The organism is Caballeronia sordidicola (assembly GCF_002220365.1).
Classification (GTDB): Bacteria; Pseudomonadota; Gammaproteobacteria; order Burkholderiales; family Burkholderiaceae; genus Caballeronia; species Caballeronia sordidicola_C.
In genome coordinates this window covers 1-26,443 of record NZ_MTHB01000278.1, presented here as the reverse complement: position 1 = coordinate 26,443, position 26,443 = coordinate 1, and the positions used below count along the sequence as shown (strand labels likewise).

22 protein-coding genes and 1 pseudogene are annotated in these 26,443 nt (G+C 61.2%); 18 read left to right on the top strand and 5 right to left on the bottom strand.

Annotation, left to right across the window (positions count from 1 at the left end):
* Positions 1-58: 58 nt before the first annotated feature.
* From phnA to BSU04_RS40205, 4 genes are all read left to right on the top strand, one after another.
* Positions 59-1,327 (top strand): phosphonoacetate hydrolase, encoded by a 1,269-nt coding sequence (gene phnA / locus BSU04_RS40220; RefSeq protein ID WP_089165941.1) that lies wholly within the window; start codon positions 59-61, stop codon positions 1,325-1,327.
* Positions 1,324-2,778, top strand: coding sequence for a phosphonoacetaldehyde dehydrogenase (phnY, locus tag BSU04_RS40215; protein WP_089165772.1), 1,455 nt, complete (start codon positions 1,324-1,326; stop codon positions 2,776-2,778). The genes phnA and phnY overlap by 4 nt, the downstream gene beginning before the upstream one ends.
* Before the next feature lie 3 nt (positions 2,779-2,781).
* The gene (locus BSU04_RS40210; protein WP_089165771.1) at positions 2,782-3,357 is read left to right on the top strand and encodes a phosphonate degradation HD-domain oxygenase; all 576 of its coding nucleotides are present in this window, start codon (positions 2,782-2,784) and stop codon (positions 3,355-3,357) included.
* A 250-nt stretch (positions 3,358-3,607) separates the two neighbouring features.
* Positions 3,608-6,058, top strand: a complete 2,451-nt coding sequence (locus BSU04_RS40205) for a glycogen/starch/alpha-glucan phosphorylase (protein ID WP_089165770.1) — start codon at positions 3,608-3,610, stop codon at positions 6,056-6,058.
* Between the two features lie 75 nt (positions 6,059-6,133).
* Here BSU04_RS40205 and BSU04_RS46045 read toward each other — a convergent pair whose 3' ends face one another.
* Together BSU04_RS46045 and BSU04_RS40200 are read right to left on the bottom strand one after the other, a co-directional pair.
* The gene (locus tag BSU04_RS46045) at positions 6,134-6,400 is read right to left on the bottom strand and encodes a hypothetical protein (RefSeq protein ID WP_144021503.1); all 267 of its coding nucleotides are present in this window, start codon (positions 6,398-6,400) and stop codon (positions 6,134-6,136) included.
* A gap of 169 nt (positions 6,401-6,569) precedes the next feature.
* A complete protein-coding gene (locus BSU04_RS40200) occupies positions 6,570-6,974 on the bottom strand; it encodes a DUF6232 family protein (RefSeq protein WP_089165769.1) in 405 nt (134 codons plus the stop codon).
* A gap of 220 nt (positions 6,975-7,194) precedes the next feature.
* On the opposite strand from BSU04_RS40200, the gene BSU04_RS40195 reads away from it, so the two are divergent.
* Entirely contained in the window at positions 7,195-7,563 is a 369-nt protein-coding gene (locus BSU04_RS40195) for a YciI family protein (protein WP_089165768.1), read from the top strand.
* Positions 7,564-7,589: 26 nt separating this feature from the next.
* Positions 7,590-7,982: a VOC family protein gene (locus tag BSU04_RS40190; RefSeq protein ID WP_089165767.1), complete on the top strand. Its 393-nt coding sequence runs from the start codon at positions 7,590-7,592 to the stop codon at positions 7,980-7,982.
* Positions 7,983-7,997: 15 nt separating this feature from the next.
* On the opposite strand, the gene BSU04_RS40185 is transcribed toward BSU04_RS40190, so the two are convergent.
* Complete coding sequence (locus BSU04_RS40185; RefSeq protein WP_089165766.1) at positions 7,998-8,912, bottom strand: LysR family transcriptional regulator; 915 nt, start codon at positions 8,910-8,912, stop codon at positions 7,998-8,000.
* A 264-nt stretch (positions 8,913-9,176) separates the two neighbouring features.
* Here BSU04_RS40185 and BSU04_RS40180 point away from each other — a divergent pair, with 264 nt between their 5' ends.
* The 9 genes from BSU04_RS40180 (at position 9,177) to BSU04_RS40140 (ending at position 21,322) form a co-directional block, all read left to right on the top strand.
* Positions 9,177-10,658 carry a UbiD family decarboxylase gene (locus BSU04_RS40180; protein WP_089165765.1) on the top strand — a complete coding sequence of 494 codons (1,482 nt, stop codon included), beginning with the start codon at positions 9,177-9,179 and terminating at the stop codon, positions 10,656-10,658.
* The gene (locus BSU04_RS40175; RefSeq protein WP_089165764.1) at positions 10,658-11,281 is read left to right on the top strand and encodes a UbiX family flavin prenyltransferase; all 624 of its coding nucleotides are present in this window, start codon (positions 10,658-10,660) and stop codon (positions 11,279-11,281) included. Before BSU04_RS40180 ends, BSU04_RS40175 begins: the two co-directional genes overlap by 1 nt.
* Complete coding sequence (locus BSU04_RS40170) at positions 11,278-14,340, top strand: xanthine dehydrogenase family protein molybdopterin-binding subunit (RefSeq protein ID WP_089165763.1); 3,063 nt, start codon at positions 11,278-11,280, stop codon at positions 14,338-14,340. The genes BSU04_RS40175 and BSU04_RS40170 overlap by 4 nt, the downstream gene beginning before the upstream one ends.
* Complete coding sequence (locus BSU04_RS40165) at positions 14,337-15,152, top strand: FAD binding domain-containing protein (protein ID WP_089165762.1); 816 nt, start codon at positions 14,337-14,339, stop codon at positions 15,150-15,152. Before BSU04_RS40170 ends, BSU04_RS40165 begins: the two co-directional genes overlap by 4 nt.
* The gene (locus BSU04_RS40160) at positions 15,149-15,691 is read left to right on the top strand and encodes a (2Fe-2S)-binding protein (protein WP_256983826.1); all 543 of its coding nucleotides are present in this window, start codon (positions 15,149-15,151) and stop codon (positions 15,689-15,691) included. The genes BSU04_RS40165 and BSU04_RS40160 overlap by 4 nt, the downstream gene beginning before the upstream one ends.
* Positions 15,684-17,279 carry an AMP-binding protein gene (locus BSU04_RS40155; protein ID WP_089165760.1) on the top strand — a complete coding sequence of 532 codons (1,596 nt, stop codon included), beginning with the start codon at positions 15,684-15,686 and terminating at the stop codon, positions 17,277-17,279. Before BSU04_RS40160 ends, BSU04_RS40155 begins: the two co-directional genes overlap by 8 nt.
* A gap of 3 nt (positions 17,280-17,282) precedes the next feature.
* A complete protein-coding gene (locus tag BSU04_RS40150) occupies positions 17,283-18,089 on the top strand; it encodes an enoyl-CoA hydratase/isomerase family protein (protein WP_089165759.1) in 807 nt (268 codons plus the stop codon).
* A gap of 26 nt (positions 18,090-18,115) precedes the next feature.
* Complete coding sequence (locus tag BSU04_RS40145) at positions 18,116-19,864, top strand: GMC family oxidoreductase (RefSeq protein ID WP_089165758.1); 1,749 nt, start codon at positions 18,116-18,118, stop codon at positions 19,862-19,864.
* An 84-nt stretch (positions 19,865-19,948) separates the two neighbouring features.
* Complete coding sequence (locus tag BSU04_RS40140) at positions 19,949-21,322, top strand: MFS transporter (RefSeq protein WP_089165757.1); 1,374 nt, start codon at positions 19,949-19,951, stop codon at positions 21,320-21,322.
* A 24-nt stretch (positions 21,323-21,346) separates the two neighbouring features.
* Here the strand turns inward: BSU04_RS40140 and BSU04_RS40135 are convergent, their stop codons facing one another.
* Positions 21,347-22,258, bottom strand: coding sequence for a LysR family transcriptional regulator (locus tag BSU04_RS40135; protein ID WP_089165940.1), 912 nt, complete (start codon positions 22,256-22,258; stop codon positions 21,347-21,349).
* A gap of 189 nt (positions 22,259-22,447) precedes the next feature.
* On the opposite strand from BSU04_RS40135, the gene BSU04_RS40130 reads away from it, so the two are divergent.
* The 3 genes from BSU04_RS40130 to BSU04_RS40120 all read left to right on the top strand — a co-directional run bounded on the left by BSU04_RS40130 (position 22,448) and on the right by BSU04_RS40120 (position 24,678).
* A complete protein-coding gene (locus tag BSU04_RS40130; protein WP_089165756.1) occupies positions 22,448-23,131 on the top strand; it encodes a dihydrofolate reductase family protein in 684 nt (227 codons plus the stop codon).
* A gap of 119 nt (positions 23,132-23,250) precedes the next feature.
* Positions 23,251-23,547: an ArsR/SmtB family transcription factor gene (locus BSU04_RS40125; RefSeq protein ID WP_089165755.1), complete on the top strand. Its 297-nt coding sequence runs from the start codon at positions 23,251-23,253 to the stop codon at positions 23,545-23,547.
* Positions 23,548-23,616: 69 nt separating this feature from the next.
* Entirely contained in the window at positions 23,617-24,678 is a 1,062-nt protein-coding gene (locus tag BSU04_RS40120; protein WP_089165754.1) for an alkene reductase, read from the top strand.
* An 85-nt stretch (positions 24,679-24,763) separates the two neighbouring features.
* On the opposite strand, the pseudogene BSU04_RS40115 reads toward BSU04_RS40120, so the two are convergent.
* Positions 24,764-26,443 (bottom strand): annotated as a pseudogene (locus BSU04_RS40115) (ATP-binding cassette domain-containing protein); the annotation flags it as partial.

Sequence of the window (26,443 nt, the reverse complement as noted above, 5' to 3'; positions counted from 1 at the left end):
ATCACGCGGTTAGCCGGAACGGTTAATGGAGCGCTGGTTCATAACGGAAAGGAACTTCATGTCCACGTCCACCGAAATGCTTATGGAAGTCAACGGTCGCGCTTACGGTCCGGCGCGCGCGCTGACCGTGGTCGTCTGCGTCGACGGATGCGAATACGAATACCTGGAAGCCGCCGTCGCGGCAGGTGTTGCACCGTTTATCGGCACGATGCTGCGTGGCGGGTCCGCCTTTCGAGCCGACTGCGTGATTCCGTCGTTCACCAACCCGAACAACTTGTCGATCGTGACCGGAGTGCCGCCTTCGGTGCATGGCATTTGCGGCAACTATTTCTTCGACCCGCAAGCGAACGGCGGCAAGGGTGCCGAAGTCATGATGAACGACCCTGCCTACCTGCGCGCAGGTACGATCCTCGCGGCCGCTGCGCAACGCGGCGAGAAAGTCGCGGTGGTCACAGCGAAGGACAAGCTGCGCCGCCTGCTCGGCTGGCAACTCGACGGCATCTGTTTCTCGGCGGAGAAAGCGGACGCGGTGACGCTCGCGGAGAACGGTATCGAGAACGTGCTGGAACTGGTTGGCAAGCCCGTACCGGACGTGTATAGCGCAGGCCTTTCCGAGTTCGTGTTCGCGGCCGGTGTACGGCTTGCCGAGACTCGCAAGCTTGACCTCATGTACCTTTCGACCACGGACTACGTCCAGCATAAATGCGCGCCCGGCACGGACGGCGCGAACGCGTTCTACGCGATGATGGACGGTTACCTTGCTCGCCTGAACGAACTCGGTGCGGTGATCGGACTCACGGCCGACCATGGCATGAACGCGAAGCACGACGTCGCAACGGGTGAGCCGAACGTCGTGTACCTGCAAGACTGGCTCGATGAAACGCTGGACTTGCCTAATGCACGCGTGATCCTGCCGATTACTGATCCGTACGTTGTGCACCACGGCGCGCTCGGTTCTTTCGCGACTATCTACTTGCCGGTTTCCGTCGATGCAAAAGCGTTGGGGGCGCGCATTGCCGAACTGCCGGGCGTGGACATCGTGCTGGACAACGTGGCTGCGTGTGAGCGCTTCGAGTTGCCGAACGATCGCGTGGGCGATCTTGTGGTCGTGAGCGGACGCAATACGGTACTCGGCACCCGGCGCGCGGAGCATGACCTGTCGGGATTGACCGTACCGTTGCGCTCGCATGGCGGCGTTTCCGAGCAGGAGGTGCCCTTGTTATTCAATCGTCCAACCGATGGCTTTGATGCGAAGCAGGACGGGAAACGCTTGCGCAACTTCGATGTCTTCGACATCGTGTTGAACCACCTGGAGCTTGCATCATGAGCGCCGTTCTTGCGGTTGAGAAGCATGCACTGCGGGTCGAAAAGCTGCGCCTGAAGGGTGAGCGAGCGGCGCGTTCACGCACTATCGACGTTTTCGATCCTTACACGAACATCCGCATTGGCACGGTGCCAATGGCAAGCGTCGACGACGTGCGCGACGCATTCGAGTACGCGGCGAACTACCGGTCGACGCTGACGCGCTATGAACGCTCGCAGATCCTCGAACGTGCTGCTGCGTTGCTGCGCGAGCGCACGGAAGAAGCGTCGGATCTTATTTCGCTCGAATCGGGTTTGTCGAAACAGGACTCGCGTTATGAAATTGGCCGCGTGGCCGACGTGTTCAAATTCGCTGCCATGGAAGCGTTGCGCGACGACGGCCAGAGTTTTTCCTGCGACCTTACCCCGCACGGCAAGGCTCGCCGCGTATTCTCGCAACGTGAACCGCTGGCCGGCGTGATCGTCGCAATCACGCCGTTCAATCATCCGATGAATCAGGTCGCGCATAAGCTTGCGCCGGCTATCGCGACGAACAATCGCGTGATCCTGAAGCCATCGGAGAAGGTGCCGTTATCGGCTTATTACCTGGCCGACGTTTTGTACGAAGCCGGTTTGCCCGCACCCATGCTGCAGGTTTTAACGGGCGACCCGCGCGAGATCGCCGAAGAACTCGTCACGAACCGGCGTGCCGACCTCGTCACTTTTACCGGTGGCGTGGCGATCGGCAAGGAGATCGCGGCGAGGGCGGGGTACCGGCGCGTGGTGCTGGAACTGGGCGGCAACGACCCGCTGATCGTGCTCGACGACGCCGACCTCGAACGCGCGACAACGCTTGCCGTGCAAGGCTCTTACAAGAATTCCGGGCAACGCTGCACGGCGGTGAAGCGCATGCTGGTGCAGAAAGGCGTCGCTGCACGGTTCACGGAACTCGTGGTGGAAAAAACACTTGCGTGGACTCATGGCGATCCCTTCGATCCCGTCAACCAGATGGGCACGGTGATCGACGCGGCCGCGGCCGAACTGTTCGAAGCGCGCGTGAACGAAGCGGTATCGCAGGGTGCGCGGCTGCTCTGCGGCAATCACCGCAATGGCGCGCTGTATTCGCCCACGGTGCTCGACCGGGTTGATCCGGCCATGACGCTGGTGCGCGAGGAAACCTTCGGGCCGGTGTCTCCGATCATCGAATTCGATACTATTGACGACGCCATTCGTATCAGCAACGGCACGGCGTTCGGGTTGTCGTCAGGCGTATGTACAGACCGGGCGGACCTGATCACGCGCTTCGTGAACGAACTGCGCGTGGGTACCGTGAACGTGTGGGAAGTGCCGGGCTACCGGATCGAGCTGACGCCGTTCGGCGGCATCAAGGATTCGGGCCTGGGTTACAAGGAGGGCGTTCAGGAGGCAATGAAAAGCTTCACGAACCTCAAGACCTTTTCTCTACCCTGGGCATGAATCATGGCGCTTACGCTCGCTGACATCCGGCATCTCTTCGACACCTACGGTGCCATTGCCTACAGTGGCGAACCGGTTACGCAACTCCAGCACGCGTTGCAGACGGCAGCGCTGGCCGAGGAAGCGGGTGCCGACGAAACACTCGTTGGCGCGGCGTTTTTGCACGACTTGGGCCACTTGCTCAATCTCCAGGGCGAGACGCCGAGCGAGCGGGGCATCGACGACCTGCACCAGTATTTCGCGCTGCCCTTCTTGCGGCCGCTGTTCGGCGACGCCGTGCTCGAGCCGATCCGCCTGCACGTGGACGCGAAACGCTGTCTATGTGCAATCGATAAAGATTATTTTTCGACGCTATCAGCGGATTCGGTCCGAAGTCTAAAACTGCAAGGCGGCATTTTCAGCACGGCGGAGGCGGACGATTTCATGCGCAAACCGTTCGCGCAGGACGCGCTTTCCTTGCGCCGCTGGGATGATCTTGCCAAGCGCCCGGAGCGCGTTACCCCCTCGCTTGACCACTATATTCAGCTAATCGAAAGGCTTGCGGAAAGCCACCGCGCGGCGGCCGGAACCCGCGACTGAACAAGACAGTGATAAGGAAACCGAAATAATAAAAAAGGCTGTTCCGGGATCAGCCAGGCTGTTCCCGATGACGGAAATGCGACAGAAGGATGGACCGCCGGCGGCTGTCGTGCCGATTCCACGGCGGCCGGGGCCAATATCCAAAAAAATAAAAATAGCGTAACCTGCCTGTTCACCCGGCCCCGTCCCGCTTGACAGAACGCGGCTCGCACCTAGCGCGTTGTCCAGCAATGCATTTCTGGAGAGTTCGATGACATCCGTCGACCTGGAATTCGAACAGCTGAACAGCACCGTTGATGCGCTCAGGCGCTCCATTTCCAACCGTCTCATGTACGGAGTCGGCAAGGATGCCGTCACCGCGCAGCCGCGCGACTGGCTCCATGCGGCCGAACTCGCGGTCCGCGACCGGCTGGTGGCGCGCTGGATGAAAACCACGCGCCAGCAGTACGAGCAGGACGTAAAGCGTGTCTACTACTTGTCGATGGAGTTCCTGATCGGCAGGACTTTTACCAATGCGTTGCTTGCCCTCGGCATTCACGACGAAGTCCGGGACGCGCTCGCCGGCTTGGGTATTGACTTGAATACCCTTGAGAACCTGGAGCCCGACGCGGCGCTAGGCAACGGTGGCCTCGGCCGCCTTGCCGCGTGTTTTCTCGACTCCATGGCGACCGTGGGCATTCCTGGCTTCGGCTATGGCATTCGCTACGAATACGGCATGTTCCGGCAGACCATCGTGGACGGCAACCAGGTCGAAACGCCTGATTACTGGCTGCGTGCGGGCAATCCGTGGGAGTTTCCGCGCCCGGAAGTGAACTATGTGATCCATTTCGGCGGCAGTACGATACGTCATGGCGACCGGACCGAATGGATCGATACGGAACACGTGAACGCCATGGCGTACGACACCGTGATTCCCGGTTTCGCCACGACCGCGACCAATACCTTGCGCCTCTGGTCGGCGCGGGCGACCGACGAATTTGACTTGTCCGCGTTCAACCAGGGTGATTATCGTCGCTCGGTGGAAGCGAAGAACACGTCTGAACATGTATCGCGCCTGCTTTATCCGGACGACTCCACGCAAGCGGGCCGCGAACTGCGTTTGCGCCAGGAATACTTCTTCGTCTCTGCAACCATGCAGGATCTGATCCGCCGGTATCAACGCACGCACACGCATTTTGGGCGGCTGGCGGAGAAGGTGGCGGTGCATCTGAACGACACCCATCCAGTGCTTGCCATTCCCGAACTGATGCGTTTGCTGGTGGATACGCATCATTTGCCGTGGGACAAGGCGTGGAAGCTGATTCAGCAAATGTTCTCGTACACGAACCACACCTTGATGCCCGAGGCGCTGGAGACGTGGGACGTGGAAATGCTGTCGCGACTTTTGCCTCGCCATCTCGAGATCATCTTCGACATCAACGCGGATTTTCTCAAGCAGGTGGGCGAGAAGTTCGGGCGCGACATGGACCTGATCCGCCGTATTTCTCTCGTCGACGAATACGGTCAGCGGCGCGTGCGCATGGCGCATCTGGCGATTGTTGCAAGCCATACGGTGAACGGCGTGTCGAAGCTGCATTCGCAGTTGATGACGCAAAATATCTTCTCCGATTTCGCGCGCATGTACCCCGAACGCTTCACGAACGTGACGAACGGCATTACGCCGCGGCGGTGGTTGTCGCAGGCAAGTCCAAAGCTGTCGTCATTGATCGATGAACGGCTTGGACCGCGCTGGCGGACCGACCTGTTCGAACTGGCCCGGCTGCGTGAATGGCGCGATGATCCTGAATTCACCAAAGCCTTTCACGACGCGAAGTTCGCGAGCAAGGTACGGTTGGCCGCGCGTGCGAAGCTGGAGACGGGTGCGATCATCGACCCGAATGCGCTGTTCGACTTGCAGGTCAAGCGTATTCACGAATACAAGCGGCAGTTGCTGAACATCCTGCATGTGATCGTGCGGTACAACCGCATTCGCGAGCAGCCGGAAAAGGCGTGGACACCGCGTGTGGTGATGTTTGCCGGCAAGGCGGCGTCGGCATACAAGATGGCCAAGACGATCATCAAGCTGATCAACGACGTGGCGGAGAAGGTGAACAACGATCCGTTGATTGGTGACCGGTTGAAGGTCGGTTTCATTCCGAACTATGGCGTAAGCGTGGCCGAATTGATCATTCCGGCGGCGGATCTATCGCAGCAGATTTCGATGGCGGGGACTGAAGCGTCGGGCACGGGCAATATGAAGCTCGCGTTGAACGGGGCATTGACCATTGGTACGCTGGATGGTGCAAACATCGAGATTTGCGACGCCGTTGGGCGCGAGAACATGTTTATCTTTGGGCACTCAACTGAAGAGATCGATGCGCTGCGGGCGACCGGATACAGGCCGCGGCATATCTATGAGGAGAATCCTGAACTGAAGCTCGCGCTTGATCAGATTCGGCTTGGGCATTTTTCGCCGGACCAGCCGCATCGGTTCTATGACATCTTCCATACGCTGGTGGATTGGGGCGACCACTACATGGTGCTGGCGGATTTTGAAAGTTTTGACAAAGCTCAGGCGGACGTCGACGCGAAATTTCTCGATAAGGAGGCGTGGACACGCAGTGCGATTGAAAACGTCGCGGGGATGGGGATTTTTTCGTCAGACCGGACGATTGCGGAGTATGCCAAGCATATTTGGCATGTCGAGCCTTTAGTGGTTTAGCGTTTCGCTCGCGCGGGTGGACGGATTTTTGAGGTCCACCCGCGCGAGCAAAATCAACCTGAAACTAAAACCAAACTAGCGCTGCAGCGTGAACGTGGTCGCGTGGCCCAAGGTTGCTTGCTCAAACCGGGAAGTCACCACCCCAATGACATCACTCAACGTCCGCGAAGACACTTCAACGTGCAACGTGACGCATTCATGCCGGCGATCCGTCGCCACCACCTGCATGCGAGCCTCTCCCCCCAGCGCCTTCTGTAAAACGCGGCGCGGCCCGCTGGAGTCAAGCCCCGGCAGGATCAGATCGAAAGCCACTACCGTGTGGAGTTTTCGCGTGGCTCGCACGAACGGCGGGGCCATAGGAATAGACAGGGGACGGACCGGAGAAGCAACGCTTGCCTGAAGCATCGGATGTGGCACCGTCTCGCGACGGGCGGTGGTGGGAACAACACCACTTTAGCGAGCGGCGCATTAACAACGGGCATGGATCGCTGCGGTCCGTGTAAAGAAAGCGTTAAACCGACGCGGGCTCAGATGCCGGCGCCGCCGGTATGCCATCGCGCACCAGCTTAGCCACGCGTTGCGCAAACTCCTCGTCCTTCGTCGTGAATACCTCACGTTCGCCTGCCGGCGTCGTGACGTACATCCTGTAGATCACATCCTGCGTAATCCACGACAAATAGCCCACCACCGAAATCATCACGCCCAGCAGCAACGCCGGTCCTGATCCGAGAACTCCACCCGTCACCGCCACGATCAAACCGATCACACCCAGCGCAATAGGCAAGGGCTTCTGCCGCGGCACCATCACCACTGTAGCCCCGAGCAAATCGCGTAACGGAAACAACTGGCCCGACGCACTCAGGCCAGCGCGGGCAAATGTAATACCTCGTTCATTGAAAGGGAGATCCTGTTGCATGGTTCGAAGTCTTGTCGGCGGAAAGAAAGGCGCAGATTAACAGACCCGCCCGGCCCCGGGCATCCCGCCGATCGTCGCATCAGCTTTCGCCCCGGGCAAAGCCGGCCAGGCGCGCGCGTCCTGTTCGTTACATTTCGATACTTTTTTGCACCCGTCGTCTGTCGATTTCGACTTGGCTCATGCGTCGCCAGGATGAAGCCACCCTTAACCGGAGACATCGATGAAATTCCTGTGCCTCATTTTCTTTGACGAACGTGTGCTCGACGACCTGTCGAAACGGCAGTACGACGCACTAATCGATGAATCCCTCGCATACGACGAACGCCTGCGAGAGAGCCGCCATCTCATTGCGGCGCAGGCGCTTCAGTACGCGAGGGAAGCCGTCACACTGAGGGTTCGCGGCGAGGACGTCTCCATAACGGATGACCCGTTCGCCGAGACGAAGGAGCAGGTGGGCGGCTTTCTTCTGATTCAGGCACGCGACATGAATGAAGCCATGCGCGTGGCTTCCGGCTTTCCCGGCGCGCGCCTGGGCGGCGTGGAAGTGCGTCCGGTCAAGGAGTTGCGCGCGTCGTGGTCGGACGCATGAGTTGCAAGCATTGAAAGGAGCAAACGATGCAAACGCTATTGAAAGACAGCCCCGCGTTCAGCGGTTTCGCGGTGAAGGATCTCGCTGAAGCGAAGGCGTTTTACAGCGAGACCCTTGGCCTCAAGGTGACGAGCGAGCCCATGGGCATTCTCAAGCTGCATCTGGCGGGCGGCAACAACGTACTTGTCTATCCCAAGCCTGATCATGTAGCGGCGACGTACACGGTACTGAACTTCCCGGTCGACAGCGTGGACCTGGCAGTCGACACGCTGAGCGCGCGCGGCGTGAATTTCGAACACTATGACATGCCGAGTCTCAAGACCGACGCCAAAGGAGTCTGCCGCGGCCCCGAAGGCCCGGTGATTGCCTGGTTCAAGGACCCGGCGGGCAATATTCTCTCGGTGCTCGAAGAGCGGTAAGCGGACTAGCTACGTTCAAGCCTCCATGGTCGATTCGCTGGACACCAGCCGCAATTCGTCCGCAATGATCGCTATCAGCGCTTCCGCCGCCGCGCTCAACGGGCGCCGCGGATGGCTGATCCGCACAATATGGCGCACGATCCGCGGTGCAAGAATGGGATAGGCGCGCAGCGTGCCGAGCCGCACCGCGCGCTCCACCACGATGCGCGGAAGGATCGTCGCGAAGCGCGTGCTTTCCACCAGCTTGACGATCGTGCTCAGCACGTCTATCTCGAAGCGTGGTGCGAGCAGTACGTCTTCGTGCTGGGCAGCGGTATCGAGTACGCCGCGCAAGCCATGGCGCTTCGTGGGCAACACCAGTTCGAGTTCAGGAAGCTGCGCAAGCTCGATGGCATGCGGCAGGTCAGGACCATGCACGGCGCTGGTGACCAACACCATCTCTTCATCGAGCAAGGGCTGCGAGTCGAGCGACAGGCGCGCGCGAGGTTTGTTGATCAGCGCGGCGTCGAGCTGTCCGCCTGATACCCAGTCGATGAACGTCGCGCTGTAACCGTCGGACACGGTGACTTCCACATGCGGATAACGAGCGTGAAACCGCGATAGTGAATCGGCCAGAACGCTCTCCGTCACCGACGCAATCAAGCCTATCGATACATGCCCCGTCACCACTTCGTCACGCTGCACCAGTTGCTGGCGCGCGTGCGCGAGATCACGAATGATTGGCAGGAAGAGGCGGTACATCAGCCGTCCCGCTGCGGTCGGGGCCATGCCGTGCGCCCCGCGTTCAAAGAGTTGTTGATGCAGTTCGTCCTCCAGCTTGGCGATCTGCATGCTCAAGGCAGGTTGCACGATGTTCAGCCGCTTGGCTGCCCGCGTGACGGAACCGTCCTCGAACAGGGCGATGAAATACTGAATCTGCTTCAGGTCCATGGAGGTCGGCTCAGCTCAGCAAAGATAGCGGATAGTGGCCCGGCGAACAGGCTATCAATAAGTCTAATGAAGCAGCAGCGATTTATCAGAGGCCCGGTCGGAGGGTACCGCTTCCAAGCCCCATGTTATGGATATTCCACTAACGAAAGACTTACATCAGGGCAAACACGGATATCACGGGCACTGATCGAGCGCATCAAAAAACAGTATTAGAAGTTATATCGCGTTGTCGCTACGCTTCATTTCAGAAATATGGAGACGCAGATGAATCAACGTGACGCCGCGACGAACCGCCCTGCTACACCCTCGCCGGCCCCCCAATCCTTCGACGCGTTGTCGCTGCGTGGCTGGCTCGCCCACCTCTCTGCCACGGGACGCGTCGCGACCATCGCCAAACCGGTCGCGCTGAAACACGAACTCGCGGCCGTGGCGAAGCGGCTCGACGGCACGCAAGCGGCAGTATTCCTCGCCCCCGGTGGACACGACATGCCGGTGGTCAGCGGCTTCATGTCCAGGCGCGCGTGGATTGCCGAGGCCATGGGCGTGGCGGAGAAGGACCTGTTGCAACGTTTCCGCGATGCAGCGGATCATCCGCTGCCATGGAAAGAAGTGCCCGCCGGAGAAGCCGCTTGCCAGCAAGTCGTGCATACCAGCGGCATCGACCTTCACGCGTTGCTGCCGATCCCCACCCATAGCGAACACGACAACGGTCCGTATATCACCGCAGGTCTCGTGATTGCCCGGAACCCCCGCACCGGCGTACAGAACGTTTCGATCAACCGTATCCAGGTTCACGCTCGCGATCGCATGGCGATCCTGCTGCTGCCGCGCCATCTTTATGCATTCCAGAAAACCGCCGAAGCTGCGGGCGATGCGCTCGATATTGCGGTGGCAATTGGCGTCGATCCGCTGACCATGCTCGCGTCCCAAGCCATTTCTCCGATCGATTTCGACGAGTTGGAGATCGCCGGCGCACTGCACGGCGCGCCCTTGCCGGTCGTTAAATGCGTGACGAACGAGGTGCGCGTGCCGGCGTTCGCGGAGATCGTGATCGAGGGCCGCATCCTGCCGGACGTGCGCGAAGCGGAAGGCCCGTTCGGTGAATTTCCGAAGTACTACAGCGCACAGGAAGCGCGCGAAGTGATCGAGGTGACGGCGCTCACGCATCGGCGGAAGCCCGTTTATCACACCATCGTGCCAGCCGAAATGGAGCATTTGCTGCTGGGCGGAATTCCGCGTGAGGCGACGCTTTTATCGCATCTTCAACGCAGCCACCCTGGGGTGACCGACGTGCATCTTTCAGTGGGCGGCGTATGTCGTTATCACCTGTGGGTGCAGTTCGAAAAGAAGCGCGAGGGCGAGGCCAAGAACGTAATCCTGTGTGCATTCGGCGCGCATTACGACATCAAGCAGGTCGTTGTAGTGGACACCGACGTGGACATTCATGATCCCGCTGAAATTGAATGGGCGATTGCCACGCGCTTCCAGGCGGACCGCGATCTCGTGTTGATCGAAGGCGCGCAAGGCTCGCCGCTGGACCCGTCGACGACCGTCGGCCAGCCGGACGATGCCCCCCCGCATATGCAAGGCATCAGCGCGAAGATGGGCCTGGATGCCACGCGGCCGGTGGTCTATCCGGGCCATGTGTTCACCCGTGTGCGGATTCCCGGCTACGACGCGGTCGATCTCGACGCGCTTGTCGCACCCGATAACCACGGCTTCGACACGTACCTGAGCGAGAAATAATGAGCGACGATCAAAAGCCGCGCCTGGTCGTCGGGATCTCGGGGGCGAGCGGCGCTGTCATCGGCGTGCGGCTGCTTGCTGCGTTGCGACGGATGGGCACGCATGAGACGCATTTGATCGTATCGGCGTCGGGTGCGGTGACGGCGGCGCAGGAGCTCGGGCTGACGCGCAATGATCTCGATGCGCTGGCCGACGTCGTGCATAACGTCCGCGATGTCGGCGCGTCGATTGCGAGCGGTTCGTTCGTGACCAGCGGCATGGTCGTAGCTCCCTGCTCGATGAAAACGCTGGCCGCGGTGGCGAACGGTTTTGCCGATAACCTGCTCACGCGCGCAGCGGACGTGATGCTGAAAGAGCGCCGCCGCCTGGTGCTGGTGGCGCGCGAAACACCGCTCAATCTCGCGCACTTGCGCAACATGACGATGGCGACCGAGATGGGCGCAATCATCATGCCGCCGGTGCCGGCCTTCTATGCGCATCCCAAGACCATTGAGGATGTCGTTGACCATACCGTCGGCCGGATTCTCGATCTGTTCAGCATTGAGCACCGTGAAATAGCCCGGCGATGGAGCGGTCTCGCCGATGAATTCGGCGCACGACGCGACGAAGGAGCAGACGAATGAACCAGCGCGAACAGACCGGTTCAACCGGTATCGGTGCGCGCGCATCCGAGGCGGTCATAGGGGCGCAAGAGGCGCTGGCGCCGCCGCTCAAACCAAAGACCACTTATGTCGGGAAGTCGCTCGAACGTTTCGAAGACCCCGCCATCCTGACTGGCCGCGGCCGTTATGGCGACGACCTGGGTATCAAGCCCGGCACGCTGCACGCAGCCGTCCTGCGCTCGCCGCACGCCCATGCCGAACTGATTTCCATCGACACCACCGCTGCGCTCGCGTGCGAAGGCGTGCGAGGGATGCTGACGCGCGAGGACCTTGCTGCGTGGTCGCGCCCGTTCGTGGTCGGTGTGAAGTCGAAGATGGAGCAGTGGACGCTTGCGACTGACCGCGTGCGCTATGTCGGCGAACCGGTTGCGGTGGTGATGGCTGAAACGCGTGCATTGGCCGAGGACGCACTCGACCTGATCAAGGTGCAATACAAGACGCTCGACCCGGTGACGTCGATAGAAGGCGCGCTCGAAAGCGACGCGCCGGTGCTGCATCCGAATGTCGAGACCAACGTGATCAGCGACCGCAGTTTCCGCTACGGCGAGCCCGAAGCGGCATTCAGGAACGCGCCGCATCGCGTGAAGCTGGAAGCGCATTATCCGCGCAATACCTGTGCGCCGATCGAATGCGCCGTGGTTGTGGCGGAGTATCTTTCCGGCGCCGAAGGTTATGAGGTTACCTCGAACTTCATGGGGCCGTTCTCGCTGCACGCCGTAATGGCGCTCGCGCTGAACGTGCCGGCTAACCGTTTGCGTCACAAGGCACCGCGCGATTCGGGCGGCAGCTTCGGCGTGAAGCAGGCCGTCTTCCCCTACGTCGTGCTGATGTGCCTCGCCTCGCGCAAGGCGAACGCGCCGGTGAAATACGTGGAAGACCGGCTTGAACACCTGAGCGCGGCGACCTCCGCCACGGCGCGGTTGACCACACTCGAAGCTGCGGTGGAAAACGATGGCCGGATCACCGCGCTCAACTATGACCAGATCGAGGATTGCGGCGGTTATCTGCGCGCGCCCGAGCCGGCCACTTTTTATCGCATGCACGGCTGCTTAACGGGCGCCTACGCCATTCCCGGGCTGCTGGTGCGCAACAGGGTTGTGCTGACCAACAAGACGCCTACGGGCCTCGTACGCGGTTTCGGCGGCCCACAGGTTTATTTCGCGCTCGAGCGCCTGATGCAACGCATCGCGATCGAGTTGAAGCTCGATGTGCTGGACGTATACCGGCGCAATTTCGTTCCAGCCGATGCCTTCCCCTATCGCGCCGCAGCGGGTGCGTTGCTGGACTCGGGCAACTATCAGGAAGCGCTGAAGCGCGCGCTCGCCGAGGGCGGTTACGACGAGCTGAAGGCACGCCGCGAAGCTGCACGTAAGGAAGGCAATTTGTACGGCATCGGCTTTGCGGCGATCGTCGAGCCGTCGGTATCGAACATGGGGTACATCACGACGGTGATGCCCGCCGAAGCACGCAAGAAGGCAGGACCTAAGAGCGGCGCGATTGCGAGTGCGACGGTCAGTGTCGACCTGCTTGGCGGCGTGGTGGTGACGGTGGCGTCGACACCGGCGGGGCAGGGGCACATGACCGTGTGCGCGCAAGTGGTGGCAGACGTGCTCGGGCTCGCGCCGCACGAGATCGTGGTGAACGTGGAGTTCGATACGCACAAGGACGCGTGGTCGGTGGCGTCGGGGAATTATTCGAGCCGCTTTGCTGGAGCTGTCGCCGGCACGGTGCATCTTGCCGCCGTGCGGGTACGCGACAAGCTGGCGCGCATCCTGTCGTCGCAGCTTGGCTGCAAGCCCGAGGACATCTGCTTCGAGGGCGGCCGGGTGTACGCAAAGGGCGCCGAAGACCGCGCGATGCCCTTCGGCCGCGTAGCCAGCAATGCACCGCATTGGGCGCCTGCATTGCTGCCTGAAGGCGAAGAGCCGGGTCTGCGCGAGACGGTGTTCTGGACGCCGGAAAACATGGACGCGCCCGATGAGCAGGACCGCATCAATACATCGGCGGCGTATGGTTTTGCCTTCGACATGTGCGGCGTGGAAGTGGACCGTGCAACGGGGCGCGTGCGGGTCGACCGCTATGTGACCGCGCACGATGCCGGCACGTTGCTGAACCCCGCGCTCGCCGACGGCCAGATTCGCGGCGCGTTCGCGCAGGGGCTTGGTGCGGCGCTGATGGAAGAGTTTCGCTATGGTTCGGACGGCAGTTTCCAGTCCGGCACGCTAGCCGATTACCTGATGCCGACCACCTGCGAAGTGCCCGAGCCGATGATCATCCATCTGGAGACGCCATCGCCTTTCACGCCTCTTGGAGCGAAGGGACTCGGCGAAGGCAACAACATGAGCACACCGCCCTGCATCGCGAATGCGGTGGCCGACGCGCTCGGTGCGCATGACATCCGTTTGCCGCTGACGCCTTCGAAGGTGATGGCGCTGGTCGGCATCGATGACCCTGAGCCTTCGCGGCCTGAGTTCCGGGAGACACAGCAGAAGAAGCCGCTCCTGCCCGGCGGCAAAGCGCTGAGCGCGCAAGGTAGCGTGGATCTCGCGGCATCCCCAGAAGCGATCTTTGCGGTATTGCTCGATCCGACAGCGCTCGCCAAGGTGATTCCCGGCTGTCACGCGCTTGAGGCGAAGGGCGAAAACGCGTATCGGGCGGATGTGACCGTAGGCGTTGGGATGATCAAGGCGCGCTTCGAAGCGGAGATCACGCTGACCGATCTCGATCCGCCGCGCCGGCTGCGGCTCGCGGGCGCAGGCATGTCTTCGCTTGGCAGCGCGCGTGGCAATGGTCTCGTGGAACTCACGCCCGTTGGCACCGGTACGCGGCTCACCTACGACTATGAGGCACAGGTCTCGGGCAAGGTCGCAGCCGTGGGCGGACGGATGCTTGAAGGCGCGGCGAAGGTGGTGTTGCGCCAGCTGTTTGAATCCCTGGGACGCCAGGCGGCGGGCAAGCCCGTAAAAGCCGGCGGTTCATGGCTCGGCCGGCTCGCTGCACGCTTCAGGAGAAAGTCATGAAGCCGGCGCCATTCGACTATATGCGCGCCATTTCCACGCACGAGGCGCTCGACGCCCTCGCGCAAACCGGCGAAGAGGCACGCATTCTTGCCGGCGGCCAGTCGCTGATGGCCGTGCTGAACATGCGGCTGGCGCAACCGCGGGTACTGATCGATATCTCTCGCACCGAGGAACTCGATCGCGTGAGCATTGACCACGGGCATCTCGTGGTGAGCGCTGCCGCCACGCAAGGCAGCGTGGAATGGCGTCCTTCACTGCAGAACGAAGTCCCGTTGCTCGCGCTCGCATTCCCGCACATCTCGCATTTTCAGATCCGCAATCGCGGCACCGTATGCGGGTCGATCGCTCATGCCGACCCTAGCGCGGAGCTGCCGCTGGTGCTCTCGGTGCTGGGCGGTGACGTCATGTTGCGCTCGAAGAAACGCAAGCGCGTGCTCAAGGCGGAAGACTTTTTCCAGGGCATGCTGATGACGGCGCGCGAGCCGGACGAACTGGTTGAAGGCGTGCGGTTCCCGTTGAAGCGGGCTGGCGAGCGATATGCGTTTACCGAATTTTCAGCACGCCACGGCGACTTTGCGATGGTCGCGTGTGCAACCGTGGTCACCGATACATCGATCAGGATCGCCGTAGGCGGAGTGGCGGACCGGCCGGTTGTCGAGCAATGGCCAAGGCTGCATGGCGACGACTTGCGTGGCGCGCTGAACGACTTGAGCTGGAAGCTGAATGCGCAGGATGACACCCATGTCAGCGCAATGTATAGACGCCATCTGGTACGGCAACTCGGATGGCGCGTGATAGAGGAGGCCAAGTGAGCAAGACATCATCCACTACACTTGCGCGGGGCGAGCACCGGCGCATCACCGTGACGCTCAATGGACGGGAGCGTACGGGCTATTGCGAATCGCGAGACCTGTTGTCCGATTTCGTGCGTCATGAACTGGGCGCGACCGGCACGCACGTGGGTTGTGAGCATGGCGTGTGCGGTGCGTGCACCGTGCATGTGGACGGCGTGGCGGCACGGTCATGCCTGATGTTGGCGGTGCAGGTGGAGGGACGCCGGGTGGACACGGTTGAAGGGCTTGCGCCTGACCAGACGCTAGGCGATCTGCAGCGGGCGTTCCAACGTCATCACGCATTGCAGTGCGGCTTTTGCACCGCCGGTATCCTGATGTCATGCGCGGACTATCTGAAGCGCGTACCGGACCCGACGGAAATGCAAGTACGCGAGATGCTGTCGGGCCATCTGTGCCGATGTACAGGCTACACGCCTATCGTGGCGGCGGTGTTGGACGTGGCGGCTTTGCGTAACAAGGACAACGAGGACAGCAAGAAGGAGCCGGAACATGCTTGATCTCGGCCGGACTTTTTTGCAAAGCGTTGAACGCAGCCCCAACACGCTTGCTCTCGTGGATGGTGACGTAAGGCTGACGTATGCGCAGTGGCACGACACCATCCTCAAGGCTGCCGGTGGTTTGCGCGAGCTGGGTCTCGCACGCGGCGACCGTCTGGTCGCGGTACTGCAGAACCGTTGGGAAATGGCCACGTTGCATTGGGCCTGCCAGTTCGCGGGCATTGTCATGACGCCATTGAACTGGCGCGCGAAGCCCGACGAACTTGACTACTGCGTGAGCGATGCGGGCGCGAAAGCGGTCGTATTCGAACCGGTGTCCGCCGATGCGGTTTATGCGAGCGAGGCGGCGCAGAATCTGCCGCGTATCGCGCTGGACAATGCCCTTGGAACGACTTCGTTCGATGCGTTGCTGAGCGCTAACGCCACGAACGCCACGAACGCCACGAACGCCACGAACGCCACGAATGCAGCGAGCGTCACGACAGAAGCCACAGCCGACGACCTCTCGCTGATCCTCTATACCTCCGGGACAACGGGCAAGGCGAAGGGGGTGCCGCGCCGTCACCGGCATGAACGCGCCGCTGCGCTCGCACACGTCGCGCAGAACCTGTACCGCCACGGCGAACGCACGCTGGGCGTCATGCCGCTGTATCACACCATGGGCGTGCGCTCGCTGCTCGCCATGGCGCTGGTCGACGGCCTGTTCGTCTGCGTGCGGCGCTGGAACGCAGCCGAGGCGCTGGAGTCGATCAGCTCATTCGAACTTACGTGTCTGTATCTCGTGCCCACGCTTTATCACGACCTGCTGGGCGCACCCGGCTTTGAAAACACAAGCACAGGTTCGGTGACGAAGCTCGGTTTCGCGGGTGCGCCCATGAGCGATGGCTTGCTGAAGCGTCTGTCAGCCGCATTCAAGCCCGATCTGTTCGTGAACCACTATGGATCATCCGAGGTGTACACGTGCAGCATTGACCAGGACGCCACCCGTAAGCCCGGCAGCGCTGGCCGTGCGGGCATCAACACGCGGCTGCGCGTCGTGAAGCTGGATGCTGCCTCGCCGGCCGATTTCGCTGCCGTACACGAGGAAGGCCAGATCATTGCGGACCTGCTCGGGGACGAAGCATTCGAGGGCTACTGGAATCGTCCGGATGCGAATGCGAAGTCCTTGCGCGCCGGCTGGTACTTCACCGGTGACACCGGTTTCTTCGACGAGGACGGTGACCTCTTCGTGAGCGGCCGTGTGGACGACATGATCATCAGCGGCGGCGAAAACATCTCGCCGGTCGATATCGAATCGGTGTTGTCGCTGCATCCGGCCGTGGACGAAGTGGCCGTCGCGGGTGTGAAAGACGAGCGTTGGGGACAGCGCGTGGTCGCGTTCATCAAGCGCCGTGACCATGTCGCTGCCGGCGCGCTCGACGCCTGGTGCCGCGAGTCGGATCTCGTGAATTTCAAGCGTCCGCGCGACTACGTTTTCGTCGACGAGATTCCGAAGTCGCCGGTCGGCAAGATCCTGCGCCGTAAATTATCCGCCGGCGAATATGACATCGACACCACGAACAACCCTACCAAAACAACGAAGGAGTAACCGATGACTGACTTGATCCATCGCGGCCAGACGCTGTTGCAGGACCTGGACGGCTTTTCCATCGAAGTCGATGAAAAACGCGAGCGTGCCGACATCATTTTGCATCGCCCGCCGCTCAACGTCATTTCGATGCACGCACGCGACCAACTGCGCGCGGCGTTCGAAGCGCTCGACGAAGACGACCGCGTGCGCGTGATCGTGGTGCGTGCTAACGGTGAACATTTTTCAAGCGGTGGCGACATCAAGGGTTTCCTTGAAGCATCGCCGGAACATGTGTCGAAACTGGCGTGGAATATCGCGGCGCCCGCGCGCTGCTCGAAGCCGGTGATTGCGGCGAATCGCGGCTTCTGCTTTGGCGTGGGCTTCGAGTTGTCGCTCGCTTGTGACTTCCGCATTGCGACCGACACGACCTTCTACGCGCTGCCGGAGCAGAAGCTCGGCCAGATCCCGGGCTCTGGCGGATCGGCGCGTCTGCAGCAGATGGTGGGCGTTGGCAGGACCAAGGACATTGTGATGCGCTCGCGCCGGATTCCCGGCAAGCAGGCATATGAATGGGGCATCGCGGTGGAGTGCGTGGCAGACGCGCAGCTGGAAGCCGCGACTGATGCACTGGTCGATGAACTGCGCGCGTTCTCGCCGCTCGCACAACGCACGGCCAAGAAGCTGCTCAACGACACGGAAGATGCGCCGCTCTCGATTGCCATCGAACTAGAAGGACACAGCTATAGCCGGCTGCGCACATCGGACGATTTCCGTGAAGGCGTGGAAGCGTTCCATAGCAAACGCAAGCCGGTGTTTCGCGGAAGCTGAAGATTGGTCGACACATGGAGGCAGGTATGGAGGCGTTCGATTACGTGATCGTGGGCGGCGGGTCGGCGGGGTGCGTGCTCGCGCACCGGCTGTCGGCCGTGCCGTCGTTGCGTGTCGCGTTGATCGAAGCGGGCCCGGATACGCCGCCGGGCCAAGTGCCCGAAGCGATCCTCGACAGCTACCCCATGCCGGTGTTTTGCGGCGACACCTACATCTGGCCCGCACTGAAAGCGCGGGCCACGAAGCAGTCGGCCGAGCGCGTGTACGAGCAGGGCCGTGTGATGGGCGGCGGCTCGAGCATCAATGTCCAGTCGGCGAATCGAGGCTTGCCGCGCGACTACGACGACTGGGCGGCGAACGGTGCGGCGGGTTGGGGCTGGGACGACGTGCTGCCGTATTTCCGCAAGCTTGAACGCGATGTGAATTTCCCCGATAACGCGTTGCACGGTAGCGATGGGCCAGTTGCTATCCGCCGCATCATGCCCCGCGACTGGCCGCCTTTTTGCCATGCATTCGCGAAGGGCCTGCACAAGAATGGCCTTGCCATGCTGCAGGACCAGAACGCGGAATTTGGCGACGGCATTTTCCCCGGCGCGTTCTCGAATCTCGACGACCGGCGCGTGAGCACCGCGAGCGCTTACCTTGATGCGGCGACGCGAAAACGGCCGAAGCTGTCGATCTTTGCGAACCTGAAGGTCGAGCGCATTGTGATGGACGGCGTCACGGCGAAAGGGGTGCTGGCGATCGTGGCCAATGGTGAACGGGTGCAATTCGAGGCGCGTGAAGTAATCATTGCGGCCGGGGCGTTGCAGTCTCCGGCGATGCTGCTGCGCGCAGGCATTGGCGGCAGGGCGGATCTCGACGCCCTCGGCTTGCGCTGCGTGATCGACTTGCCCGGCGTGGGCCGCAACCTGCAGGACCATCCGTCGCTGACGTTTTGCCATTTCCTCGAACCGCGTTTCAGGATGCCACTCACGCAGCGGCGCGCAAGCATGACGGCTGCGCGTTTTACGTCGGGCGTTGACCACTGCGATACGTCTGACATGTATTTGTCGAGCGCGACCCGCGCTGCGTGGCACGCGCTGGGCAACCGCCTGGGCTTGTTCTTTTTGTGGTGCAACCGGCCGTATTCGCGCGGCCAAGTGCAATTGGTTTCGCCCGACGCCGCTGTAGCACCGCGCGTGGATCTGAATTTGCTCGACGATGAACGCGATACCGCGCGGCTCGCCGCGGGCATCCGCTTGCTGGCAAAAGTCGTGGAAGCGTCGGGCCTGAACCGCGACCCGCGCGACTTCTTCCCGGCTGCGTTTTCGCCGCGCGTGAAGGCGCTCAGCCGCGTGAGCAAGACCAACGCGGTCGTGACGTCGCTGCTCGGCGCGATGCTCGATACGCCCGCGCCGCTGCGCCGCGTGCTGATCCAGCGGTTTTTTACGGGCGGCCAGAATATGTCGTCCTTGCTGGCCGACGAGCAGACATTGCACGCGTTCATTCGCGCGAATGTGTTCGGTGTGTGGCATGCAAGCGGCACGTGCCGGATGGGTCCGGCGAATGATCGCCATGCCGTGGTCGATACGCAGGGGCGCGTGCACGGCGCGCAAGGCTTGCGCGTGGTCGATGCGTCGCTGATGCCGCGGCTGCCGTCGGCCAACACCAACATTCCGACCATCATGATCGCCGAGAAAATCGCAGACACGATGCTGAGCATACGAGCCGGTTCCAGTGCACAAGCGCAGCGCCGGTATTCAACGGATTCAACGCACTCAACGATTTCTTAAACGCCAACGAGAGCACGACAGTTCGACGTGCCAAAAACACGGTGCCATTCGAGAGAGGGCGCCGGGACCTTCAAGGAGATGACAATGTCCGTAGCAGCACAGGAAAGCGCCGCCGCGCCCGAAGTAAACACGCGACAGGTGATGGGCGCAGTCGTGGCCTCATGCCTGGGCTGGGCACTCGATCTGTTCGATCTGTTCGTGCTGTTGTACGTGGCGCCCGTGGTCGGCCGGCTGTTCTTTCCGTCCCAACATGCCATGCTTTCGCTCGCAGCGGTATACGCGTCGTTCGCGGTGACCCTGCTGATGCGACCGCTCGGCTCCGCGTGGTTTGGTTCCTACGCTGACCGGCACGGCCGCAAGGGCGCGATGATTCTAGCGGTCGTTGGCGTGGGGATATCGACTGCGCTTTTTGGCGTCTTGCCGACCGTTGCGCAGGTCGGCCTGGCAGCGCCAATCCTGTTCCTCGGGTTGCGGCTGGTGCAGGGCGTGTTCGTGGGCGGGGTGGTCGCGTCCACGCATACTATCGGCACGGAATCGGTTGCGCCGAAGTATCGCGGCGCGGTGTCCGGATTGATTGGTGGCGGTGGTGCGGGCCTGGGCGCCTTGCTTGCTTCTATCGTATTCCTGACCATGTCGTCGATCTTTCCGGGCGCGCTCTTCGACGTATGGGGCTGGCGTTGCATGTTCTTCACCGGGATCATCAGCTCGATGCTTGGGCTGTTCGTGTTCAATAGCCTCGAAGAGTCGCCGCTTTGGAAAAAGCTGGCGGAGGAGAAGGCCGCAAAGGCCGCAGCACGCGATATCTCCGCGCCGGTGGAAGTCATCCGCTCGCCGATCAAGACGCTGTTTTCGCGGGACTATCGCGGCATTCTGTTTGTCAACCTGCTACTCACGATCGGTGGCGGCAGCGGTTATTACCTGACCTCGGGTTACCTGCCGACCTTCCTCAAAGTGGTCAGCCACGTGCCTAACGGCTCGGCCGCTGCCATCCTGATGATCGCGAGCGTGGGCGTACTTGTAGCGTCGGTGGCGGCGGGGCACCTGAGCACGTTCATCGGCCGCAAGGCAGCGTTTGTCTGGATCGGACTGGTGCGCCTGATCGCGCTGCCCGCACTGTTCCTGCTGTTACCCACCGCGCAAAGCATTACCATGGTCGGTGTCTATGCGGTCGTGCTGAGCGCACTCGGCAGCGCGGGTTATGCGCCTATCCTGATCTTCCTGAACGAGCGTTTCCCAACCGCTATTCGAGCAACCGGAACGGGGCTGTCGTGGAATATCGGCTTTGCGATCGGCGGCATGATGCCGACCGCTGTCTCGCTGGTGGCAAAGGACCCGAGCGAGTTGCCGATGACGCTGGCGATCTTCGTCGGCGTGATCAGCGTGATCTTTTTAGTGGGTGCATTCATCGTGCCGGAGACACTGGGCAAGCTCGAGAACCGGTCGGCGCAGGCAGTGTGATTTTTCCTGGCCTAAGCTTGCGATTCAAGCGGACGTCGCGGTCGTCGTCACGCGACGGATGTTGTCGGTGATGATTTCGATGAGCGCGTTCGTCGCGGCGCTGATCGGCCGCTTCGGGTGACTCACGCACACGATATGCCGTACGATTCCCGGCGACGCAATGCGGTAAGCGCGCAGCAGACCTTCGTCCACTTTGCGCTGGACAACGACACGCGGCAGGATGGTCGCCACGTTACTCTGTTCGACGAACTGCACAATCGTGTTCAACAGATCGATTCCAAATTTCGGCTTGATCACAATATCGGCGTTGAGAAGCGCGGCATCCAGCACGCCGCGCAGGCCGTTGCGGCGGGTGGGCAGCACGAGCTCCAGATCGCCGAGATCAGCGAGGTCGATGGCCTCGGGCATCGGTCGTCCGTGGATGACGCTGGTGACGAGCACCATCTCTTCGTCAAGCAGGGAACGCGTGTCGAGCGAGAGACGGCCGCGCGGCTTGTTGATGACCGCGGCATCCAGGCGGCCGGCCTCGACAGCATCGATCAATTGCGCGCTGAAGCCATCCGCCACCGACACTTCCACTTGCGGAAACAGCGCGTCGAAGGTGGCGAGCGATTCGGGCAGCACGCTCTGCGCTTCCGACGACACCATGCCGAGCGCCACGCGCCCGGTGACGATCACGTCGCTGCGGCTCAGTTGTTCGCGCGCGTGTTCGATATCGCGAATAATCGGTACGTATAGCCGATACATCAGGCGCGCGGCCTCGGTCGGCGTCATGCCGTGCGGTCCACGCTCGAACAGCGGCTGGTGAAGCTCGGCCTCAAGCTTCGATATCTGCATGCTGAGCGCCGGCTGCACAATATTGAGCCGCTTCGCCGCACGCGTGACCGAGCCGTCTTCGAACAGCGCGATGAAATAGTGAATCTGCTTCAGGTCCATGAACGGCGGCGCGTTATCCGCGCGATCCAAAGGACGAATGAGACCACAAGCATTCGCACGATGCCAGCGTGTTCTTGTTTTCGCAAGCATTTCGCCCTCCCCCTTCTCAGCGCGTGGCGTTTTTAGCAGGCGGCGCGGAACACTACTTGCTGCGTTGCTCGGTTTCCCCAACGCCCAAGATCAACGCACATGAAGCCCTATATTGTTTGCCACATGATGTCTTCCGTCGATGGCCGCAGTCTTACCGACGGCTGGCATCTCGACTTTGCTTCCGATCTCTACGAGAAAACGGCGGGCACCTTTGAAGCCGACGGCTGGATTTGCGGCCGCGTCACGATGCAGGAAATCGCGCACGGAGAGGGGTATCCGAAGGGCCTTGCGAAGCAGCCGGTTCCTCGCACGAATCACTTCGCCAAACGCGGCGCAGATCAATACGCCATCTCCATTGACCCAAAGGGACTGGTTGAATGGAAGTCGAATACCGCGTTGAAGTCGCACGTGATCGAAGTGGTAACCGAGCAGGTTTCCGATGACTTCCTTGCCTATCTTCAGTCGATTGGTGTGTCTTACGTTTTTGGCGGCAAGACCAGCATCGACCTGACCGAGGTGGTAAATACGCTTGGACGCGAACTGGGCGTGAAGAAGCTGATCGTGGAGGGTGGCTCGCATGTGAGCGGCGCCTTCGTGAATGCCGGTCTGGTGGATGAGGTGAGCGTGCTGATCTTGCCGCTCGTGGATGGCCGCAGCGAACATCCGTCCTCATTCGAGGTAGGGATGGATGTGTGGAAGAGTCCCGCGTATCTAGCCCTTACATCAGTCGAGCAGGTCGCTCATGGCGCCGTCTGGCTTCGCTATGCGCGTAAAACGACCTGAAGAGGAACCAAGCGGCGAGATCCGGGATTACCCCTATCAGTCATAGTGGATTGCTTGTATATCGGATTTTTACGAAATATACTTCGTTTCATCGCGATTCTACTTAAAGCCGCTTTTTCATGGATATCGACGCCATTCACAAGGCCCTGGCCAACCCAGTCCGCCGCGAGATTCTCGTGTGGCTGAAGGAGCCCGAGGTCTACTTCAGCGAGCAGGCGTTTTCGCTCGAGAATGGCGTGTGCGCGGGCCAGATTGACGCGCGTTGCGATATGTCCCAATCCACGGTGTCGGCTCACTTGGCCACGCTTCACAAAGCGGGCCTGGTGAGCTCAAAGCGGGTTGGGCAGTGGATATTTTTCAAGCGCGACGAAGCGGTTATCCAGGCGTTTCTCGATCAGCTTCGTAACGGTCTTTGACGCGTTCAGCCTGGTCCATGTGTTCTCGTTGCCGGATCTCATTGCACCCTATTTAGGAATACTTTCAAAATGCCAAATCTTTTCGATCCACTCAGAGCGGGTGCCTTTAACCTTCGCAACCGCATCATCATGGCGCCGCTCACGCGTCAGCGCGCGGGTGTTGAGCGTGTGCCCAACGCGTTAATGGCGCAGTATTATGCCGATCGCGCTGCGGCCGGCATGATCCTGAGCGAAGCGACCTCGGTCACGCCCCAAGGCGTCGGTTACGCTGAAACGCCGGGGATCTGGTCGGACGAGCAGGTCGAAGGCTGGAAGCTTGTGACGAAGGCAGTCCACGACGCAGGCGGCACGATCCTGCTGCAACTGTGGCACGTCGGCCGGATCTCGGACCCGATCTTCCTCAACGGTGACCTGCCGGTGGCGCCGAGCGCAATTGCGGCCCAAGGGCATGTAAGCCTTGTGAAGCCGCAGCGTGAATTTGTGACGCCGCGCGCGCTCGAACTCGACGAAATCCAAGGGGTGGTTGCAGCATTCCGCAAAGGTGCCGAAAACGCGAAGCTCGCCGGTTTTGACGGCGTCGAAGTACACGGCGCAAACGGCTATTTGCTCGATCAATTCCTGCAGGACAGCACGAACAAACGTACGGACATCTACGGTGGCCCGATTGAAAATCGCGCACGCCTGATGCTCGAAGTGGTCGACGCGTGTATTGAAGTCTGGGGAGCTGACCGGGTTGGCATGCACCTCGCACCGCGTGCCGATGCGCACACCATGGGCGACAGCGATCGCGCCGCTACCTTCGGTTACGTTGCACGTGAGTTGGGTAAGCGCAAGATCGCTTTCATCGCAGCACGTGAACGCGTGGGCGTTGACTCCATTGGACCGCAGTTGAAACGCGCATTTGGCGGCGTCTATATCGCTAACGAGAAGTTCAGCAAGGAAAGCGCTCAAGCAGCGCTCGACCGGGGTGACGCGGACGCCGTCGCGTGGGGGCAGTTGTTTATTGCCAACCCGGATCTGGTGAAACGTTTTGAAAGCGATGCCGCGTTGAATGCGCCCGTCCCCGAAACGTTCTATTCACGTGGTACTGAAGGGTACACGGACTATCCGACGCTCGAGACCATGGACTAAGCGTTCCGGTTTTGGTGTGCGGCAGCCGGTGATTCCTTAGCGAGTCACCGGCTGTTTTTTCTCACGGCTTCGCCCGGATGCAACCTCAGGACAAGCAGGCCTTTAGATACTTCGACGTAAAGCTGCTCGTTTTCCCCCGCCTCACCACGTCTTCCGGTGTGCCGCTGACCACCAGCTTTCCTCCTTCCTCGCCCGCGCCGGGTCCCATGTCGATGACCCAGTCGCTTTGGGCCGCTACCCGCATGTCGTGCTCAACCACAATCACCGTGTTACCCGCATCGACCAGACCCTGCAATTGAATCAACAAGCGGTCGCTGTCCGTGGAATGCAACCCGGTCGTGGGCTCATCCAGGATGTAAAGAGTCTCGCCCCGCTGCGCTCGCTGAAGTTCGGTCGCGAGCTTGATGCGCTGCGCCTCACCGCCGGACAGTTCAGTGGCGGGTTGGCCCAGGCGCAAATAACCCAGTCCAATGTCCTTGAGCACCGTCAGCGCGCGCATGATCTGCGGCTCGTCGGCAAAGAACGCACACGCGCTGTCCACGGTCATCTGCAGCACGTCCGAAATATTCTTTCCCCTCCATTCGATCTCCAGCGTCTCCGGGTTGTAGCGCGTTCCTCCGCATGTCGAACACGGCGCATACACGCTCGGCATGAAGAGCAATTCGACACTCACGAATCCCTCACCCTCGCACGTCGGACATCGACCCTTCGCAACATTGAACGAGAACCGGCCCGCGTCATAGCGGCGACGACGCGCCGTGGGCGTCTCGGCGAACAACTTGCGCACATGATCGAAAAGGCCGGTGTAGGTCGCGAGATTCGAGCGCGGCGTGCGTCCGATCGGCTTCTGATCGACTCGCACCAGTCGCCGGATTCGCTCCATGCCGGCCGTGATTTCGCCACCGGTTGGAATGTCCTCGCCATCCAGCAGCGGATCACGCTCTTCATCTGTTTCCGCCGCGATTGGCCGGCCAAGCCATTCTGCGACCAACTCCGGCAACGCCTGGCTGACCAGGCTGGATTTTCCCGAACCCGAGATGCCTGTGACGGTCGTGAAACAGCCGAGCGGGAAAGCAACCCCCAGGTCGTGCAAGTTGTTACGTGTGACGTTCTCAAGCCGCAGCCAGTCTGCCGGCGTGCGCTTCGAACGCGGAGCCGGCCGGTAATCGCCAAACAGATGCAGCCGCGTTTGCGATTCCTCGATGTCCGCCAATCCGGCCGGCGGCCCGCTATATACAACCTGTCCGCCCGCCGTGCCCGCGGCCGGACCCACATCCACCAGCCAGTCGGCCCGGCGCATCATCTCCAGATCATGCTCGACCACGAACAGCGAGTTGCCCGCGGCCTTCAATCGCTGTAACGCGCTGAACAACGCTTCACCATCGGCCGGGTGAAGACCGGCGGAAGGTTCATCGAGAACATAAATCACCCCGAACAACTGGGATGCGAGCTGCGTCGCCAACCGCAGCCGCTGCAACTCGCCCGACGATAGAGTCGGCGTGCCCCGGTCCAGCGCCAGATACCCCAGGCCAAGATCGATCAGCGTAGTCAGGCGTTCGAGTAGGTCGCTCGCAATCCGTTGCGCCGCAACCTGCTTCTCCCTGGATTGATTCGTAGTCCGTCTGATATCGGGCGATGCCTTGTGTTCGGATCCGCCGGACGCGACCCGTCGTGCGACGGCTGCACGCATCTCCTCCTTGCTCAATATTTCACTGGCCGATACCGATACCGATACCGATGCCGATACCGATGCCGATACCGATGC

What these genes read in the sequence shown, in the direction of transcription:
- BSU04_RS40120 (WP_089165754.1), top strand. Translation starts at nt 23,617, where the DNA reads ATGCCAAATCTTTTCGATCCACTCAGAGCGGGTGCCTTTAACCTTCGC.
- BSU04_RS40165 (WP_089165762.1), top strand. Translation starts at nt 14,337, where the DNA reads ATGAAGCCGGCGCCATTCGACTATATGCGCGCCATTTCCACGCACGAG.
- BSU04_RS40205 (WP_089165770.1), top strand. Translation starts at nt 3,608, where the DNA reads ATGACATCCGTCGACCTGGAATTCGAACAGCTGAACAGCACCGTTGAT.
- phnA (WP_089165941.1), top strand. Translation starts at nt 59, where the DNA reads ATGTCCACGTCCACCGAAATGCTTATGGAAGTCAACGGTCGCGCTTAC.
- BSU04_RS40125 (WP_089165755.1), top strand. Translation starts at nt 23,251, where the DNA reads ATGGATATCGACGCCATTCACAAGGCCCTGGCCAACCCAGTCCGCCGC.
- BSU04_RS40210 (WP_089165771.1), top strand. Translation starts at nt 2,782, where the DNA reads ATGGCGCTTACGCTCGCTGACATCCGGCATCTCTTCGACACCTACGGT.
- BSU04_RS40180 (WP_089165765.1), top strand. Translation starts at nt 9,177, where the DNA reads ATGAATCAACGTGACGCCGCGACGAACCGCCCTGCTACACCCTCGCCG.
- BSU04_RS40135 (WP_089165940.1), bottom strand. Translation starts at nt 22,258, where the DNA reads ATGGACCTGAAGCAGATTCACTATTTCATCGCGCTGTTCGAAGACGGC.
- BSU04_RS40175 (WP_089165764.1), top strand. Translation starts at nt 10,658, where the DNA reads ATGAGCGACGATCAAAAGCCGCGCCTGGTCGTCGGGATCTCGGGGGCG.
- BSU04_RS40130 (WP_089165756.1), top strand. Translation starts at nt 22,448, where the DNA reads ATGAAGCCCTATATTGTTTGCCACATGATGTCTTCCGTCGATGGCCGC.
- BSU04_RS40185 (WP_089165766.1), bottom strand. Translation starts at nt 8,912, where the DNA reads ATGGACCTGAAGCAGATTCAGTATTTCATCGCCCTGTTCGAGGACGGT.
- BSU04_RS40195 (WP_089165768.1), top strand. Translation starts at nt 7,195, where the DNA reads ATGAAATTCCTGTGCCTCATTTTCTTTGACGAACGTGTGCTCGACGAC.
- BSU04_RS40145 (WP_089165758.1), top strand. Translation starts at nt 18,116, where the DNA reads ATGGAGGCGTTCGATTACGTGATCGTGGGCGGCGGGTCGGCGGGGTGC.
- BSU04_RS40200 (WP_089165769.1), bottom strand. Translation starts at nt 6,974, where the DNA reads ATGCAACAGGATCTCCCTTTCAATGAACGAGGTATTACATTTGCCCGC.
- BSU04_RS40150 (WP_089165759.1), top strand. Translation starts at nt 17,283, where the DNA reads ATGACTGACTTGATCCATCGCGGCCAGACGCTGTTGCAGGACCTGGAC.
- BSU04_RS40170 (WP_089165763.1), top strand. Translation starts at nt 11,278, where the DNA reads ATGAACCAGCGCGAACAGACCGGTTCAACCGGTATCGGTGCGCGCGCA.
- phnY (WP_089165772.1), top strand. Translation starts at nt 1,324, where the DNA reads ATGAGCGCCGTTCTTGCGGTTGAGAAGCATGCACTGCGGGTCGAAAAG.
- BSU04_RS40155 (WP_089165760.1), top strand. Translation starts at nt 15,684, where the DNA reads ATGCTTGATCTCGGCCGGACTTTTTTGCAAAGCGTTGAACGCAGCCCC.
- BSU04_RS40190 (WP_089165767.1), top strand. Translation starts at nt 7,590, where the DNA reads ATGCAAACGCTATTGAAAGACAGCCCCGCGTTCAGCGGTTTCGCGGTG.
- BSU04_RS40140 (WP_089165757.1), top strand. Translation starts at nt 19,949, where the DNA reads ATGTCCGTAGCAGCACAGGAAAGCGCCGCCGCGCCCGAAGTAAACACG.